General features: G+C 71.8%; 11 protein-coding genes. 3 read left to right on the top strand and 8 right to left on the bottom strand.

Annotated elements, in window-relative coordinates:
- Positions 1–50: 50 nt before the first annotated feature.
- The 4 genes from ilvN to OG490_RS26230 form a co-directional block, all read right to left on the bottom strand.
- Positions 51–575: an acetolactate synthase small subunit gene (ilvN, locus tag OG490_RS26245; protein ID WP_053677671.1), complete on the bottom strand. Its 525-nt coding sequence runs from the start codon at positions 573–575 to the stop codon at positions 51–53.
- Positions 576–606: 31 nt separating this feature from the next.
- Positions 607–2496, bottom strand: coding sequence for an acetolactate synthase large subunit (locus tag OG490_RS26240; RefSeq protein WP_330298731.1), 1890 nt, complete (start codon positions 2494–2496; stop codon positions 607–609).
- A 215-nt stretch (positions 2497–2711) separates the two neighbouring features.
- The gene (locus OG490_RS26235) at positions 2712–5648 is read right to left on the bottom strand and encodes a putative bifunctional diguanylate cyclase/phosphodiesterase (protein ID WP_443065980.1); all 2937 of its coding nucleotides are present in this window, start codon (positions 5646–5648) and stop codon (positions 2712–2714) included.
- Between the two features lie 282 nt (positions 5649–5930).
- Positions 5931–6878: a 2-hydroxyacid dehydrogenase gene (locus OG490_RS26230; protein WP_330298730.1), complete on the bottom strand. Its 948-nt coding sequence runs from the start codon at positions 6876–6878 to the stop codon at positions 5931–5933.
- 79 nt (positions 6879–6957) lie between these two features.
- Between OG490_RS26230 and OG490_RS26225 the strand changes: the two genes are divergently transcribed.
- The 3 genes from OG490_RS26225 (at position 6958) to OG490_RS26215 (ending at position 9660) form a co-directional block, all read left to right on the top strand.
- A complete protein-coding gene (locus OG490_RS26225) occupies positions 6958–7959 on the top strand; it encodes an aldo/keto reductase (RefSeq protein WP_330298729.1) in 1002 nt (333 codons plus the stop codon).
- A gap of 261 nt (positions 7960–8220) precedes the next feature.
- On the top strand, positions 8221–9438 hold the full coding sequence (locus tag OG490_RS26220; RefSeq protein ID WP_330298728.1) for a PQQ-dependent sugar dehydrogenase: 1218 nt from the start codon (positions 8221–8223) through the stop codon (positions 9436–9438).
- 42 nt (positions 9439–9480) lie between these two features.
- On the top strand, positions 9481–9660 hold the full coding sequence (locus OG490_RS26215; protein WP_330298727.1) for a DUF6191 domain-containing protein: 180 nt from the start codon (positions 9481–9483) through the stop codon (positions 9658–9660).
- On the opposite strand, the gene OG490_RS26210 is transcribed toward OG490_RS26215, so the two are convergent.
- The 4 genes from OG490_RS26210 to OG490_RS26195 all read right to left on the bottom strand — a co-directional run bounded on the left by OG490_RS26210 (position 9657) and on the right by OG490_RS26195 (position 14509).
- Positions 9657–12743: a helix-turn-helix transcriptional regulator gene (locus OG490_RS26210; protein ID WP_443065979.1), complete on the bottom strand. Its 3087-nt coding sequence runs from the start codon at positions 12741–12743 to the stop codon at positions 9657–9659. The genes OG490_RS26215 and OG490_RS26210 overlap by 4 nt on opposite strands.
- Before the next feature lie 80 nt (positions 12744–12823).
- Complete coding sequence (locus OG490_RS26205; protein WP_330298725.1) at positions 12824–12991, bottom strand: hypothetical protein; 168 nt, start codon at positions 12989–12991, stop codon at positions 12824–12826.
- A gap of 188 nt (positions 12992–13179) precedes the next feature.
- Entirely contained in the window at positions 13180–13785 is a 606-nt protein-coding gene (locus tag OG490_RS26200; protein WP_330298724.1) for a hypothetical protein, read from the bottom strand.
- A gap of 169 nt (positions 13786–13954) precedes the next feature.
- Positions 13955–14509 carry a GNAT family N-acetyltransferase gene (locus OG490_RS26195; RefSeq protein WP_330298723.1) on the bottom strand — a complete coding sequence of 185 codons (555 nt, stop codon included), beginning with the start codon at positions 14507–14509 and terminating at the stop codon, positions 13955–13957.
- Positions 14510–14533 lie beyond the last annotated feature (24 nt).

Genomic DNA, 14533 nt, shown 5'->3' with positions numbered 1-14533 from the left:
CATCCGAGCGGCCGGACCGGTCTCCGGTGGACCGGCGCCGCCCGGTCGGCTCAGGCGCTGCGGTCGAGCGCGCGCAGGCTGCGGTCCGTGATGGACCGGCCGCCGCGCCCTATGGCGATCGTGCCGGACTGGACGAGCTCCTTGATGCCGAAGGGCTCCAGCATCTTGAGCATCGCGCCCAGCTTGTCGGTGCCGCCGGTGGCCTCGATGGTGACGGCCTCCGGGGAGACGTCGACGGTCTTGGCGCGGAACAGCTGGACGATCTCGACGATCTGCGAGCGCGTTTCGTTGTCGGCGCGGACCTTCACCAGGACGAGTTCGCGCTCGATGGCGTTGTGCTGCTCCAGCTCGACGATCTTGAGCACGTTGACCAGCTTGTTGAGCTGCTTGGTCACCTGCTCCAGCGGGAGGTCCTCGACGTTCACGACGATGGTGATGCGCGAGATGTCGGGGTGCTCGGTGACACCGACCGCGAGGGAGTCGATGTTGAACCCGCGGCGGGAGAACAGCGCGGCGATCCGGGCGAGGATGCCGGGCGTGTTCTCGACCAGGACGGAGAGCGTGTGCTTGGACATGTGAGTCTTTCTCTCTCTCGGCTCTCTCGGCTCAGTCGTCTTCGTTGTCGCCGAAGTCGGGACGGACGCCCCGGGCGGCCATGACCTCGTCGTTCGAGGTGCCGGCGGCGACCATCGGCCACACCATGGCGTCCTCGTGGACGATGAAGTCGATCACCACCGGGCGGTCGTTGATCGCGTTGGCCTCGGCGATGACCCGGTCCAGGTCCTCGGGGCGCTCACAGCGGATCGCCACGCAGCCCATGGCCTCGGACAGCTTGACGAAGTCCGGGACGCGGGTGCCCTTGCGGGGGGCGCTGGACTCGCCGAGCTGGGAGCCGACCGCCGTGTCCTGGCCGGTCTCGTCCGCGTGCAGCACGGTGTTGGAGTACCGCTGGTTGTAGAAGAGGGTCTGCCACTGGCGGACCATTCCCAGGGCACCGTTGTTGATGATCGCGACCTTGATCGGGATGTTGTTCAGCGCACAGGTGACCAGTTCCTGATTGGTCATCTGGAAACAGCCGTCACCATCGATCGCCCAGACCGTACGGTCCGGCATGCCGACCTTGGCACCCATCGCAGCCGGAACCGCGTAACCCATCGTTCCGGCACCGCCGGAGTTCAGCCAGGTGCGGGGCTCCTCGTACTTGACGAAGTGCGAGGCCCACATCTGGTGCTGGCCGACACCGGCCGCGTAGATGGTGTGCGCGGGGGCCAGCTCGCCGATGCGCTCGATGACCTGCTGCGGGGACAGCATGTCCTCGGAGGGCTTCTCGTAGCCCAGCGGGTACGTGTCGCGCCAGCGGCTGAGGTCCTTCCACCAGGCGGAGTAGTCGCCGGCGTTGCCCTCGGTGTGCTCGGCCTGGACGGCCTGGATCAAGTCGGCGATGACCTCGCGGGCGTCACCGACGATCGGAACGTCCACCGCACGGTTCTTGCCGATCTCGGCCGGGTCGATGTCCGCATGGATGATCTTCGCGAACGGGGCGAAGCTGTCCAGCTTGCCGGTCACACGGTCATCGAAACGGGTCCCCAGCGCGATCAGCAGGTCCGACTTCTGCAGCGCCGTCACCGCGGTCACCGCACCGTGCATGCCCGGCATGCCCACATGCAGCGGGTGACTGTCCGGGAACGAACCCAGCGCCATCAGGGTGGTGGTGACCGGGACGCCGGTCAGCTCGGCCAGGACCTTCAGCTCGGCCGTCGCACCGGACTTCATCACGCCGCCACCGACATACAGCACCGGACGCTTCGCCTGACAGATCAGCTTGGCGGCCTCACGGATCTGCTTGGCATGCGGCTTCGTCACCGGCCGGTAACCCGGCAGGTCCTGGACCGGCGGCCACGAGAACGTGGTCTTCGCCTGCAGCGCATCCTTCGCGATGTCCACCAGCACCGGGCCGGGGCGGCCCGTGGAGGCGATGTGGAAGGCCTCCGCGATCGTCCGCGGAATGTCCTCGGCCCTGGTCACCAGGAAGTTGTGCTTGGTGATCGGCATCGTGATGCCCACGATGTCCGCCTCCTGGAAGGCATCCGTACCGATCGCCTTCGAGGAGACCTGCCCGGTGATCGCGACGAGCGGGACCGAGTCCATGTGCGCGTCGGCGATGGGAGTGACCAGGTTGGTGGCACCCGGGCCGGAGGTCGCCATACAGACGCCCACCTTGCCCGTGGCCTGCGCATAGCCAGTGGCGGCGTGGCCGGCCCCCTGCTCGTGACGGACCAGGATGTGACGGACCTTCTTCGAATCCATCATCGGGTCGTACGCCGGGAGGATGGCCCCGCCCGGGATGCCGAAGACGGTGTCGCACCCCACCTCTTCGAGAGAGCGGATGAGGGACTGCGCACCCGTGACGTGCTCAACTGCAGCGGACTGATGTCCGCCGTTACGGGCCCGCGGCTGCGGATGGTGGGCCCCGGTGGCCTGCTCGGTCATCGGCATTCTCTTCTCGAAGCTGAGGGTTTTACGAGGAGGGTCTAACGAGATTCGACGTTGCCAGTGCAACAAAAAACCCCTCGTGCCGGGAGGCAAGCGAGGGGAGCGCGTCGGGTGCGTTGAGCGGGGACATGCTGGTCCCAGCTTCAGCCGACGCGCTTTCCAAGTACGAGAATTCGGGTGCGCATGGCATTGACCCTCCCTCCGGCGGGAGGGTGATGTCAAGCGGGTGGGACGGGCGTCTCATTATGTGAGCCTCTGTGGATGACCATGGAGCCCCCGAGTGAACCACCGGCCCATGCGGGTTGGGCCGCACCGCCCGGTACTGGGAACGTACCTCTCACGAGCGCGCGGCGCAGCCTGTACTCGTCCAGAGGGCCAGAGAAGGCCATCCCCTGGCCGTGGGTGCAGCCCATCGCGCGCAGGGCCATGACCTGCTCGGGCAGGTCCACCCCTTCGGCCGCGGACTGCATGCCGAGGTCGTTTGCGATCCGCAACAAACCTGCGGTGATCTTGTGGAGGCGGGGGGACTCCACGACCCCTTCCACCAGGCCGCTGTCCAGCTTGAGCATGTCCACCGGGAGCCGCCGGAGGGCGCTGATGGCCGCGTAACCGCTGCCGAAGCCGTCCAGGGCGATCAGCACCCCGAGCCGGCGCAGAGCCGCCAGGCGGCGCTCCAGGTCGTCGAAGGGCACTCTGGGGTCGGAGACCGCGAGCTCCAGGACGAGCGCCCCCGAGGGCAGCCCGTGCCGGGTCAGCAGTGCTTCCACGGAGCCCAGCGGCATCGACCGGTCCAGCAGCCGCTGCGCGGTCATCCGTACGGCGACGGGCACGTCGTGCCCGGCCCGGTGCCGCTCGGCGGCCTGCCCGACGGCCTCCTCCAGCAGCCAGCGGCCCAGCTCGGCGGTGCGCGAGGCGTCCGGCAGGGCGGCGTGCCCGAGCCCTTGCCCTTGCCCGTGCCCCGGCCCCTGCCCGGCGAGCCCGTGCCCGCCGCCCTCGCTGTACTCGGCGACCCGCAGGAACTCGGCCGGAGTGAACAGGATCCCCTGGGCCGAACGCCACCGGGCCTGCGCGGCCACCGCGGCGATCTCGCCGGTGGCCAGGGAGACCACGGGCTGGTGCAGCAGGGCGAACTCCCCGTCGTGCAGCGCGGTGCGCAGCCGCCCCGCCAGCTCGGCCTTGCGGACCACCTCGGCCTGCATCTGGGGCGCGTACATCTCCACCCGGTTCTTGCCGCCCGCCTTGGCCCGGTACATCGCGAGATCCGCGTTGCGCATCAGGTCCGAAGGGGTGATGCCGGGGTCCGCGAAGGCCACGCCGATGCTGGCGGCGACCCGTACCTCGCTGCCCGCGATCCGGTACGGCTGGGAGAGGGTGGTGCGCAGCCGGTCGGCGATCTCGTGGACCTGGTACTCGCGGGCGCTGCGGTCGCGGCTGCCGTCGCCCAGGATCAGCGCGGCGAACTCGTCGCCGCCGAGGCGGGCCGCGGTGTCCCCGGCCCGGACCGATTCCTGGAGCCGGCAGGCGGCCTCGATGAGCAGCTCGTCGCCCGCCTGGTGGCCGATGGTGTCGTTGACGGCCTTGAAGCCGTCGAGGTCGATGAAGAGCACGGCGGTGCTGTGGTCCCCGGCCCGCCTGCCGGTCAGCGCCTGGCGGACCCGGCGGGTGAACAGGGCCCGGTTGGGGAGGTCGGTGAGCGGGTCGTGTTCGGCGCTGTGCTGGAGCTGCGCCTGGAGGCGGACCCGCTCGGTGACGTCGCGGCTGTTGAGGATGAGCCCGCCCTGGTGGCGGTTGACCGTGGATTCCACGTTGAGCCACTCGCCGCCGCCGGACTTGAAGCGGCACTCGATGCGGGTGGTCGGCTCCTCGGTGGGCGGGGCCGCCAGGAAGCGGCGTACCTCGTGGACCACACGGCCGAGGTCTTCGGGGTGGATCAGGGTGGCCAGCTCGGTGCCGACCAGCTCCTCCGCCTCGCGGCCGTAGACCCCGGCGGCGGCGGGGCTGACGTAGCGCAGGGTCCCGGTGGGTGCGGCGATCATGATGACGTCGCTGGAGCCCTGGACCAGGGAGCGGAAGTGGTTCTCCTTCTGGGCCAGTTCCTGGGTCAGCGCGATGTTGTCGAGGAGCATGATGCCCTGCCGGACGACCAGTGCCAGCACCACCGTGCAGCCGGTGAAGACGACGACCCGGTCGACCTTCCGGCCGTCCACCACGTTGTAGAGGATGCCGAGGGTGCAGACGGCCGCCGCGAGGTACGGGGTCAGGGCGGGCAGCGAGCCGGTGATGGGACGGCTGTGCGGCCGCTCGGCGCGTACGGGGGCGGGCGGCGGTACGGGGACCGGGCTTATGCGGCGGGCGCCCCACGGCGCGTACGCGAGGAGCAGGGAGCCCGCGAACCACCCGGCGTCGAGGAGCTGGCCGGACTGGTACCCGTCGCTGAGCAGGGGCGAGGTGAACAGCGCGTCGCTGAGCACGGTCAGTGCGAGGGCCGCGATCGCGGTGTTCACGGCGGAGCGGTTGGCCTCGGAGCGGCGGAAGTGCAGGACGAGGACCATCGAGACGAGCGCGATGTCCAGGAGCGGGTAGGCCAGCGAGAGCGCCGCGCGCGGGACGCTCCCGGGGGCGCCCGACTGCGCGGTGCGCGCCGCGTGCGCGAGGGCCAGGCTCCAGGACAGGGTGAGCAGGGAACCGCCGATGAGCCAGGAGTCGAGCGCGAGGCAGACCCAGCCGGCTCTGGTGACCGGGCGCTTGGCGAGGACGAGCAGGCCCACGATGGCGGGCGGCGCGAAGCACAGGAAGGCGAAGTCGGCGATGGAGGGCTTCGGCACCGCCTCGCCGAGGATCACCTCGTACCAGCCCCAGACGGCGTTGCCGCAGCCGCCCATGAGCGAGGAGAACGCGAACAGCAGCCACGCGGGGCGTTCACGGCTGTCGATGGCCCGCGCGTACGTGAAGCAGGAGACGGCGGCCAGCAGGCCTGCGGCGCTGAGGCCGAAGTCGCCCATGACCTCGGCGAGTTCCTCGGAGCCCCAGCCGAGCGCGGCGCCGACGGCGTACCCGCTGCAGACCACTGCGAGGAGGAGCTGCATCGCCAGGTTCTTGGCGCCGCCGCCGGCGAGGGGCTGACGGGTCAGGAGCGCGACCCCCGGGGCGCTCACCGGTCCCCCTCGCTGGCTGGTTTCGGTGCGGCCCAGTCCCGGCACCGTCGCCTCCGGCGGCTTCGCCGCGTCGGATCCTTCGTCCATTGGCCGTACATCGCCCGTCGCCCCCCAAAGTGTCCGATCACTCCCCAGCGCCAGACGTTCGTGGCGCAGCCCCTTGTTCCGGACGATACACCACTTTCGTCACTCAGGGACATAGCTTCTCTACTCTCCGTCACCAACTGGGGAGTTGTGTCCACTGAGCGCATCCGTCCGACTGCGGAGCGTGCGCACCGGGCGTCACTCCGTGATCAACACCGTGTTCTCCACGGGCTCCCCGGCGGCGAGCCGGCGGAGCTGCCGGGCCAGCAGGCGCTTCGCCCGGGGCTCGAACGCCGAGCTGCTGCCGCCCACATGGGGCGTGATCAGGACACCCGGAGCATGCCAGAGCGGGTGGCCTGAAGGCAGTGGTTCCGGATCAGTGACGTCCAGCGCGGCGCGCAGCCGGCCCGACTCCAGCTCCAGGACGAGGGAGTTGGTGTCGACGACGGGACCGCGCGCCACGTTCACCAGCAGCGCCCCGTCCTTCATGCGGCCGAGGAACCCGGCGTCCGCGAGTCCGCGCGTCTCGTCGGTGAGCGGTGTGGAGAGAATCACCACATCGGCCCGGGGCAGGAGTTGGGGCAGATCGGCGAGGGCGTGCACCGGCCCGCGCGCCGTGGTGCGCGCCGTCCGCGCGACCCGCTCGATCCGCTCGCACTCGAAGGGCGCGAGCCGGTCCTCGATGGCCGCGCCGATCGCCCCGTAGCCGATGATGAGTACGGACTTGTCCGCGAGGGCCGCGTAGAACCCGGAACGCCACTCCTCACGGTCCTGGCCGCGCACCATGCCGGGGATCCCGCGCAGGGAGGCCAGGGTGAGGGTGAGCGCCAGTTCGGCGGTGCTCGCCTCGTGGACGCCCCGGGCGTTGCACAGCCGTACGCCGGGGCGCAGGTCGCCGAGGCCGCCCAGGACGTGATCGATGCCCGCGGTCAGGGTCTGGACGACCCGCAGGCCGGGCATCGCAGCCAGCGGGCGCACGGTGACGGCCGGGGACTTCATGTACGGGGTGACGTAGAAGACGCAGGCGGCCGGGTCCGCCGGGAAGGTCTCCTCACCGTCCCAGTGGCGGTACCGGAAGGAATCGGGCAGGCCCTCGATCTCCTCGGCGGGGAACGGGAGCCAGACGTCCGGAGTCTCTGTAGTCATGATCACGAGGCTATGCCAGGGGATCCGGACCGAGCCGTTAGTTTGTGTGCGGACCGGGAGGACCAGGGGGGACGCACGGGTGGAGCGCAGGTCGATCGGAGCGGGGGCGCTGACGGTGGGCGCCGTCGGGCTCGGCTGCATGCCCATGAGCGGGGCGTACGCGCCTTCGCGCAGGCGGCGCGAGGACTCGCTGCACACCGTGCACACGGCCCTGGACCTGGGCGCGAACCTCCTGGACACCGCCGACCTCTACGGCCCCTACACCAATGAACTGCTGCTGGGCCGGGTGCTGTCGGAGCGCCGGACGGACGCCTTCGTGTCCGCCAAGGCGGGGCTGCGGGCCGACGGGCTGCACGTGGTGGCCGACGGGCGGCCGGGATACCTGCGGCGGGCCTGCGACGCCTCGCTGCGGCGGCTGCGCACCGACGTCATAGACCTGTACCAACTGCACCGGGTGGACCCGGACGTGCCGGTCGAGGAGACGTGGGGCGCGCTGGCCGATCTGGTGGGCGCGGGGAAGGTGCGGGCCCTGGGGTTCTCCACGCTCGGCGCCGGAACCGGGCCGGGCGCGGGACGGCGCGGGGACCGGGCGTACGAGACGACCCTGCGCCACCTGGAGCGGGCGCAGCAGGTGTTCCCGGTGAGCGCGGTGCAGGCGGAGCTGTCGCTGTGGTCCCCGCAGGCGGCCTGGCAGTTGCTGCCGTGGTGCGCGGCGCGCGGGGTGGGGTTCCTGGCGGCGATGCCGCTGGGGAGCGGGTTCCTGACGGGGACCCTGACTCCGGGCGAGGGGTTCGAGCCGCAGGACGTGCGGGCGAGGCATCCGCGGTTCACGGCGTACGCGATGGCGGCGAACCAGGTGCTGGTGGCGGGGTTGCGGCGGGTCGCGCGGCGGCACGGGCCCGAGGTGACGGCGGCGCAGGCGGCGCTGGCGTGGGTGCTGGCGCAGGGGCCGCAGGTGGTGCCGGTTCCGGGGGCCGGGCAGGCGCGGTGGGCGGCGGAGAACGCGCGGGCGGCGGAGGTCAGGCTGACCGCCGAGGACCTGGCGGAGCTCTCGGAGCTGCCGGCGCCGATGGGGGCCTGATACCGGGTCCGGGGCGGGGGCCTGGCGGGATCCGGGGCGGGCCGGGGCGACCCCCACAACCACTCGATCGAGTGTACGAGCGCCGGAACTTCGGGTATGACCGCGGCGGTTGAGACGTGTGAAGGCGTGAGCGACGGACCGGAGGGGTGCAGGACGATGCGAAACGAACGGAACGGCGAACGGAACGACGAGCGGAATCAGGGGCGGAGTCAGGGGCGGGCGGCCACGGCCGAAGGGCGACGGGAGCGGATCCGGGTACCGATGTCGTACGTCGCCCCGCGCGCCCGCGTCCGCGGAGTGCTGACGGCGTTCGCCCTGGCCGGATGCGGGGCGCTGCTGGCGGCGGGATGCTCCCCGCCGGGCGGCGCCGGGGCCCGGCCGGGCGCCTCGCCACCGGGCCCGGAGTCCGGCCGGTCGGCGCCGGGCTCCGCGGACGGGGCCTCCGCGTCTGCGTCCGCGCCGGCCTCGGCCTCGGGCCCGCCCGCCAAGGGCGGGGTGACGGTGACCGGCGTGGTCGCCAAGGACCTGGAGGCCCCGTGGGGCGTGGCTCCGCTCCCGGACGGGAATCTGCTGGTCGCCTCCCGGGACAAGGGCACGATCAGCCGGGTCGATGTGGCCACGGGCGCGGTGACCGCGGTCGGCAAGGTGCCCGGGGTGGCCCCGGGCGGGGAGGGCGGGCTGCTGGGCCTGGCCCTGTCCCCCTCCTTCGCTTCGGACCGCATGGTCTACGCGTACTTCACCACCGAGTCCGACAACCGCATCGCCCGGCTGCGCTACGACGACAAGAGAACGGCCGGCGACCAGCTGGGCGCACCCGACACGGTGCTCCGCGGCATCCCCAAGGGCCTGATCCACAACGGCGGCCGGATCGCCTTCGGCCCGGACAAGATGCTCTACGCCGGGACGGGCGAGAGCGGTGAGACCGGGCTCGCGCAGGACAAGAAGTCGCTGGGCGGCAAGATCCTGCGGATGACCCCGGACGGGCAGCCGGTGCACGGGAATCCCGAGGCCGACTCGGTCGTCTACTCCTACGGGCACCGCAATGTCCAGGGACTCGCCTGGGACAAGGACAAGCGGCTGTGGGCGGCCGAGTTCGGCCAGAACACCTGGGACGAGCTGAATCTGATCGAGCCCGGCGCCAACTACGGCTGGCCCGAGGCGGAGGGGAAGGCGGGCAAACCGGGGTTGCGCGATCCGGTGGCGGTGTGGAAGACCGACGAGGCCTCGCCGAGCGGGATCGCCTGGGCAGAGGGCTCGATCTGGATGGCCGGGCTGAAGGGTCAGCGGCTCTGGCGGATCCCCCTGTCCGGGGCGGACCCGGTGGCGGAGCCCGAGGCCTTCCTGGAGGGTCAGTACGGCCGGCTGAGGACCGTGGTGGCCCTCGGCGGGGACAGGTTGCTGCTGGTGACGAGCGAGACGGACGGGCGCGGGTCGCCGGAAGCCGGCGACGACAGGATCCTGACACTGACGGTGCGATGACCGGCGGGCCCCGACGGGGGGCCGAAAGGCACGGTGGGCGCGATGTTCAACATGATCGAGGAGCTCTTCAGCCCGGGACGCAAGCACGCGCACGACGAGAAGAAGCGGCTGGAGCTTTCCCGGACCGATGTGAACGACAACGATCCGGGAAAGGGTCCGATAGACCTGGACTCCGGCAAGGTGCTCATACGCCCGCAGGAGGACCCGGGAGAGCCGGGCTAGCGCACCGCCTGGGCCTGCCGGTCCTTCTGGGCCGGGCTCGGGGCCGCCTGGCTCGGGGCGGCCGGTCCGAAGAGCCGTAGCCGGTGGGCCAGGGCGGCCGCTTCGCCCCGGCCCGCGACACCGAGCTTCGCCAGGATGTTCGACACGTGGACGCTGGCCGTCTTCGGGGAGATGAAGAGCTCCTCGGCGATCTGGCGGTTGGTGTGGCCCACCGCGACCAGGCGCAGTACGTCCTGCTCGCGGCTGGTCAGGCCCAGCGCCTCGACCGGGTCGGCGCCCGGCGCGGTCCGGCCCTTGGGGGTCCGGTCGGGGGTGAGCGGGAGCCGGGCCCGCTGCGCGAGCAGGGCCAGGTCCTCGCGGAGCCTGCGGGCTCCGAGCTCCTCGGCGGTCGCATAGGCCTCGTGGAGCGGCCCGGCAGCGGCCTCACGGCTGCCTCCGGAGCCGAGCAGGGCCTCCACGAGCCGGTGCCGGGCCCTGGCCAGCAGATACGGGCGCTCCAGGGGGCGTACGGCCTCCTCCACGCCCGTCCAGTCGGCGACGGTGTCCAGGTCCTCGACGCGCAGCAGCTCCGCCCGGACGTACTCCGAGTGGGCGATCCACACCGGGACCGGAGTGGACAGGGTCCGTGCGGCCTCGCGCAGCGTCCTCAGCGCCGCCGCGCGGCCCGCTTCGGCGGCCGGGAGGCCGCGGGAGTCGGCCTCGGCCGAGGCCGCGGCGAGCAGCAGCGGCCAGGCGTAGCGGTGGTGGCCGAGCGGGAAGCCCTGCTCGATGGCGGCGGCCACCTCGGCGCGGACGTCGGCTATCCGCCCCTCCCCCGCGGCCACTCCGACCGCGAGGCGGAAGAGCGGGAGCCGGTGCTGGGGCTGGGCGTCGTGGACGCCGAAGCAGTTGCGGGCCACGGCCAGCTGGGTGGCGGCCTCGGTGAACTCGCCGCGGGCCAGGGCCAGGTAGGCCAGCCGTGCGGCGGCGGAGCCGCGCGGGGTGGAGGTGCTGACGAGGGTCAGGGTCCGCCTGGCCTCCGCCTCGGCTTCCTTCCAGCGGCCGAGGCTGTACAGGCTCTCCGCCAGGTTGCCCCGGACCCATGCCTCGGAGTCCAGCAGCTGGGACCTCTTGACCAGGGCTACACCACGTTCGGCCAGTTCCACGGCATCGCGGGACCGGCCCAGGCTTTCCAACTGAGAGGTGAGGTTGATATGCGCACGTCCCGCGAGTGCGCCGAGCCCGAGCTCGGCGGCCCGGTCCTTGACCGCGAACATCTCGGCGAGGCCGCGTTCGGGTTCCCCGGCATCGGTGAGCAGGCTGCCGATGGTGATCCGGGCGTCGAGCTCGGTCTCTTCGGCTCCGACCATCCGCGCGTACTCCACGGCGCGTTCGGCGGCCGCCAGGTTGTCGGGGCCCGGGTTGTGGAGCATCCCCCAGTTCGCGGCCCGGACCAGGACGTCGGCGTGCACCTGGGACGGGGGCAGCCCCTGGACGAGCTCCTGCGCCTTGGCGAGCTCCTCCCAACCGTCTCCGCGGGCGAGGCCGGCGATCAGCCGGGAGCGCTCGGTCCAGAACCAGGCGGCGCGCAGCGGGTCGTGGCCGTCCTCCAGGGATCGCAGGGCGGTCTTGGTGATCTTCAGGGCCCGTTCGCGTTCGCCTCCGAAGCGGGCCGCGACGGTGGCCTCGGCCAGCAGGTCGAGGCGTTGCAGCGGGGTGGTGGCGGGGTCGCAGCCGCAGGGCGGGTAGACCTCGGTGTAGTCCGCCGGGCGCAGTTCGGCGCGGATCTCCTCCGGGACGCCTTCCCACAGCTCCATGGCCCGTTCCAGCAGCCTCAGTTGTTCGGAGTAGGCATGCCGGCCGCGGGCGGCCACGGAGGCCGCGAGCACGGCGGGCAGGGCCTTGATCGTGTCGTTGGCGTAGTACCAGTAGTTGGCGAGCCGGATGACCCGCTGCTCCTCGGCGCGGATCAGCGAGTCGTCGGCCTCCAGCTCCTCGGCGTAGCGGCGGTTGACCCGGGCCCGCTCGCCGGGCAGCAGGTCGTCGGAGACGGCCTCGCGGACCAGGGAGTGGCGGAAGCGGTAGCCGTCCCCGTCGGGGGTGGCGAGGAGGATGTTGGCGCCGACCGCCGACCGCAGGGCCTCGATCAGCTCGTCCTCGGTGAGCCGGGTGACGGCCCGCAGCAGGTCGTACTCCACCGTGGAGCCGCCCTCGGCGACGATGCGCACGACCCGCTGCGCGGCGTCCGGGAGGACTTCGACGCGCACGAGGAGGAGGTCGCGCAGGGATTCGGTGAGGCCGGTGAGGCAGCCGCTGGAGCGGGAGGCGACGAGTTCCTCGACGAAGAAGGCGTTGCCGTCGGAACGATCGAATACCGATTCGACGAAGTCCTCGTCGGGCTGGGAGGCCAGGATCCCGGCGAGCTGGCGGCGCACCTCGGCCCGGTTGAAGCGGGGCAGCTCGATGCGCTGGACGGTGCGCAGCCGGTCCAGTTCGGCGAGGAGGGGACGCAGCGGGTGGCGGCGGTGGACGTCGTCGGCGCGGTAGGTGGCGACCAGGACGAGCCGTCCGCTGCCGAGCGCGCGGAAGAGGTACGAGAGCAGGTGCCGGGTGGAGGTGTCCGCCCAGTGCAGGTCTTCCAGGACGAGGACGACGGTGCGCTCCGCGGCCAGCCGCTCCAGCATCCGGGCCGTCAGCTCGAAGAGTCGGGCGGTGCTTTCCTCGTCGTGCGGGCCGCGCGGGGTCTCGCCGAGTTCGGGGAGGATGCGGGCGAGCTCGTCCTCCTGGCCGGCGGCCGCGGCGGCCAGCTCGCCCGGGAGCAGGCGGTGCAGGACGCGCAGAGCCGTCGAAAACGGGGCGAAGGGAAGTCCCTCCGCCCCGATCTCCACACAGCCTCCGACGGCCACGACCGCGCCACGGCGGTCGGCCTCGCAGAGGAACTCCTCGGTGAGGCGGGTCTTGCCGACCCCTGCCTCCCCGCCTATCAGCAGTGCCTGCGGCTCCTGGCCGGCGGCACGCGTCAGGGCGTCGGTGAGTATGGACAGTTCGTCGGCTCGGCCGACGAACACCGGGCTGACAGATCTGGTCTCCACGCCGCCGAGCATCGCACAGAGGCCCTGCTCATCGGCACTGGATATCGGTGCGCTTCTCATCACGTGTCGGTCCACGTGGTCCCCCGCCCGGCTTACGCGGCGCGGCTGAAGCGAGCCCGGTGCCCTCTCACCGACCCTTCGGGGTTCTGGCTTCGAGAGAAGACCCGGTGGGCCTTCTTGGCCTCCACGGCCAGGCGGTACGCGTCGGCCTCGCGGATGAGGTCTGCGCGGCGGGCGGTGGCGATCTCGTACTCGAACATCTCGTACTCCCTGGTTGCGTTTCCCGGACACCTCGTTCGGTGTGATCCAAGAATCGCTTCCCAGGGGGTACCGGCACATCGGGAGCATGCCGCATCTGTGCGGGCCGGGGGGCCTTAGGCCGGGGACTTACGTCACCGAGGTGGTCTAAGGCAGTGCCTAGGCGGGCAGCCGGGCGGCATCGAACGGCTTAGACGGCGGGGGCCGTCGGGAGGGGGTAGAAGTACATGACGCCGAAGACGATCACACCGAGGGCCGCGATGGCGACGGCGGCCCAGGACACGGCGCGGACCCAGGTGGGGAGCGTACGGCCGGGAGCGCCGAAGGCGGGGCGGGCCAGGACGAAGACGGCGAGGAGCAGCGCCAGCGTCGACAGGACACCGTTGAACAGGGCGGTCATGTGCCAGGCGTTGCCGTACAGCGCCTCGATCTTCGCCTCGGTGGTGGTGGCGTTGGCCGAACCGATCTGGCCGATGAGGGTCTCGCGCTCTCCGACGATCCGGGAGACCCAGCTGCCGCTGAGGGCGACCAGGCCGAGACCGGCGGCGACGATCGCGGAGGCGCCGGCGCCGACACCGCTGGACTGCGCGGCGGACTCCTCGAGCTCCTCGTCGAGGCCCTCAGCGTCCTCGGCGTCCTTGGCGTCCTCGTTGAGGACCGCTTCGGTGGTGGCGTCCGTGACGTCCGTGTCCGCGTCGGCCGTGGCGGCGCTCTCGGCGGTGGCGTCGGCCTTCTTCAGGTCGGCCGGGGAGTCCGCCTCGGGAGCGGTCGGGGCGGGGGTCTTGGTGGTGTCCATGCGGGGCACCGTAGGCGCCTTGTCTGAGAGGTTTCTGAGAATCCGGCCGAAAGGCCGCCCGCGCCCGGCCACTGGTGCACGGGGTGCCCCGGGAGGGGACGGACGGGGTGCGCCGGCCCCGGGTGCACGGGGTGCCCCGGGGCGGGTGCGGGCCGGGGTGTCGGACCGGTTACGCGGGCTGGGCCGGCGGCCATTCGTGGGTGAGGACCGACCAGACCTCGGTGTCCTGGCGCAGGCCCCGGTAGAGGTCGTTCTCCCGCAGGACGCCCTCACGGGTCATGCCGAGGCGCTCGGCGACCGCGATGCTCTTCTTGTTGGCGGGGGCGACGTGCCACTCGACGCGGTGCATGCCGCGGTCCTGGAACGCCCAGTCGATGATGGTCCGGCAGGCCTTGGTGACCAGGCCGCGGCCGGCGGCCGTGGGCTCCAGCCAGCAGCCGGCCTCGCACGTGCCGCTGCCGGTGTCGAAGGTCCGGAACAGGACCCCGCCGACGAGGACCCCGTCCACGCGGATGCCGTAGAGCCGCCCGGTGTCGTTGGCCGCCCGCTGGGCGTAGGTCCCCAGGTAGGACCGTGCTCCGTCGAGGTCGGCGACCACGTCCGGCAGCCCGACGTACTGGCCGATGAAGGCCCGGCCGCGGTTCATGTGCGCCAGGAACTCCTCGGCGTGGCGGACCTCCAGCGGGAACAGCTGGGCGCCTTCGGCGAGGTCTATCGAGAACATGCGGGCTTGTCCTTGGGTCTCAGG

Origin of the sequence: Streptomyces sp. NBC_00503, from assembly GCF_036346895.1 — a bacterium.
GTDB lineage: Bacteria > Actinomycetota > Actinomycetes > Streptomycetales > Streptomycetaceae > Streptomyces.
The sequence above is the reverse complement of the archived record's forward strand: the minus strand, read 5'-3'. Positions and strand labels throughout refer to the sequence as shown.

What these genes read in the sequence shown, in the direction of transcription:
- ilvN (WP_053677671.1), bottom strand. Translation starts at nt 575, where the DNA reads ATGTCCAAGCACACGCTCTCCGTCCTGGTCGAGAACACGCCCGGCATC.
- OG490_RS26240 (WP_330298731.1), bottom strand. Translation starts at nt 2,496, where the DNA reads ATGCCGATGACCGAGCAGGCCACCGGGGCCCACCATCCGCAGCCGCGG.
- OG490_RS26230 (WP_330298730.1), bottom strand. Translation starts at nt 6,878, where the DNA reads ATGACTACAGAGACTCCGGACGTCTGGCTCCCGTTCCCCGCCGAGGAG.
- OG490_RS26220 (WP_330298728.1), top strand. Translation starts at nt 8,221, where the DNA reads ATGTCGTACGTCGCCCCGCGCGCCCGCGTCCGCGGAGTGCTGACGGCG.
- OG490_RS26215 (WP_330298727.1), top strand. Translation starts at nt 9,481, where the DNA reads ATGTTCAACATGATCGAGGAGCTCTTCAGCCCGGGACGCAAGCACGCG.
- OG490_RS26210 (WP_443065979.1), bottom strand. Translation starts at nt 12,743, where the DNA reads ATGCTCGGCGGCGTGGAGACCAGATCTGTCAGCCCGGTGTTCGTCGGC.
- OG490_RS26205 (WP_330298725.1), bottom strand. Translation starts at nt 12,991, where the DNA reads ATGTTCGAGTACGAGATCGCCACCGCCCGCCGCGCAGACCTCATCCGC.
- OG490_RS26200 (WP_330298724.1), bottom strand. Translation starts at nt 13,785, where the DNA reads ATGGACACCACCAAGACCCCCGCCCCGACCGCTCCCGAGGCGGACTCC.
- OG490_RS26195 (WP_330298723.1), bottom strand. Translation starts at nt 14,509, where the DNA reads ATGTTCTCGATAGACCTCGCCGAAGGCGCCCAGCTGTTCCCGCTGGAG.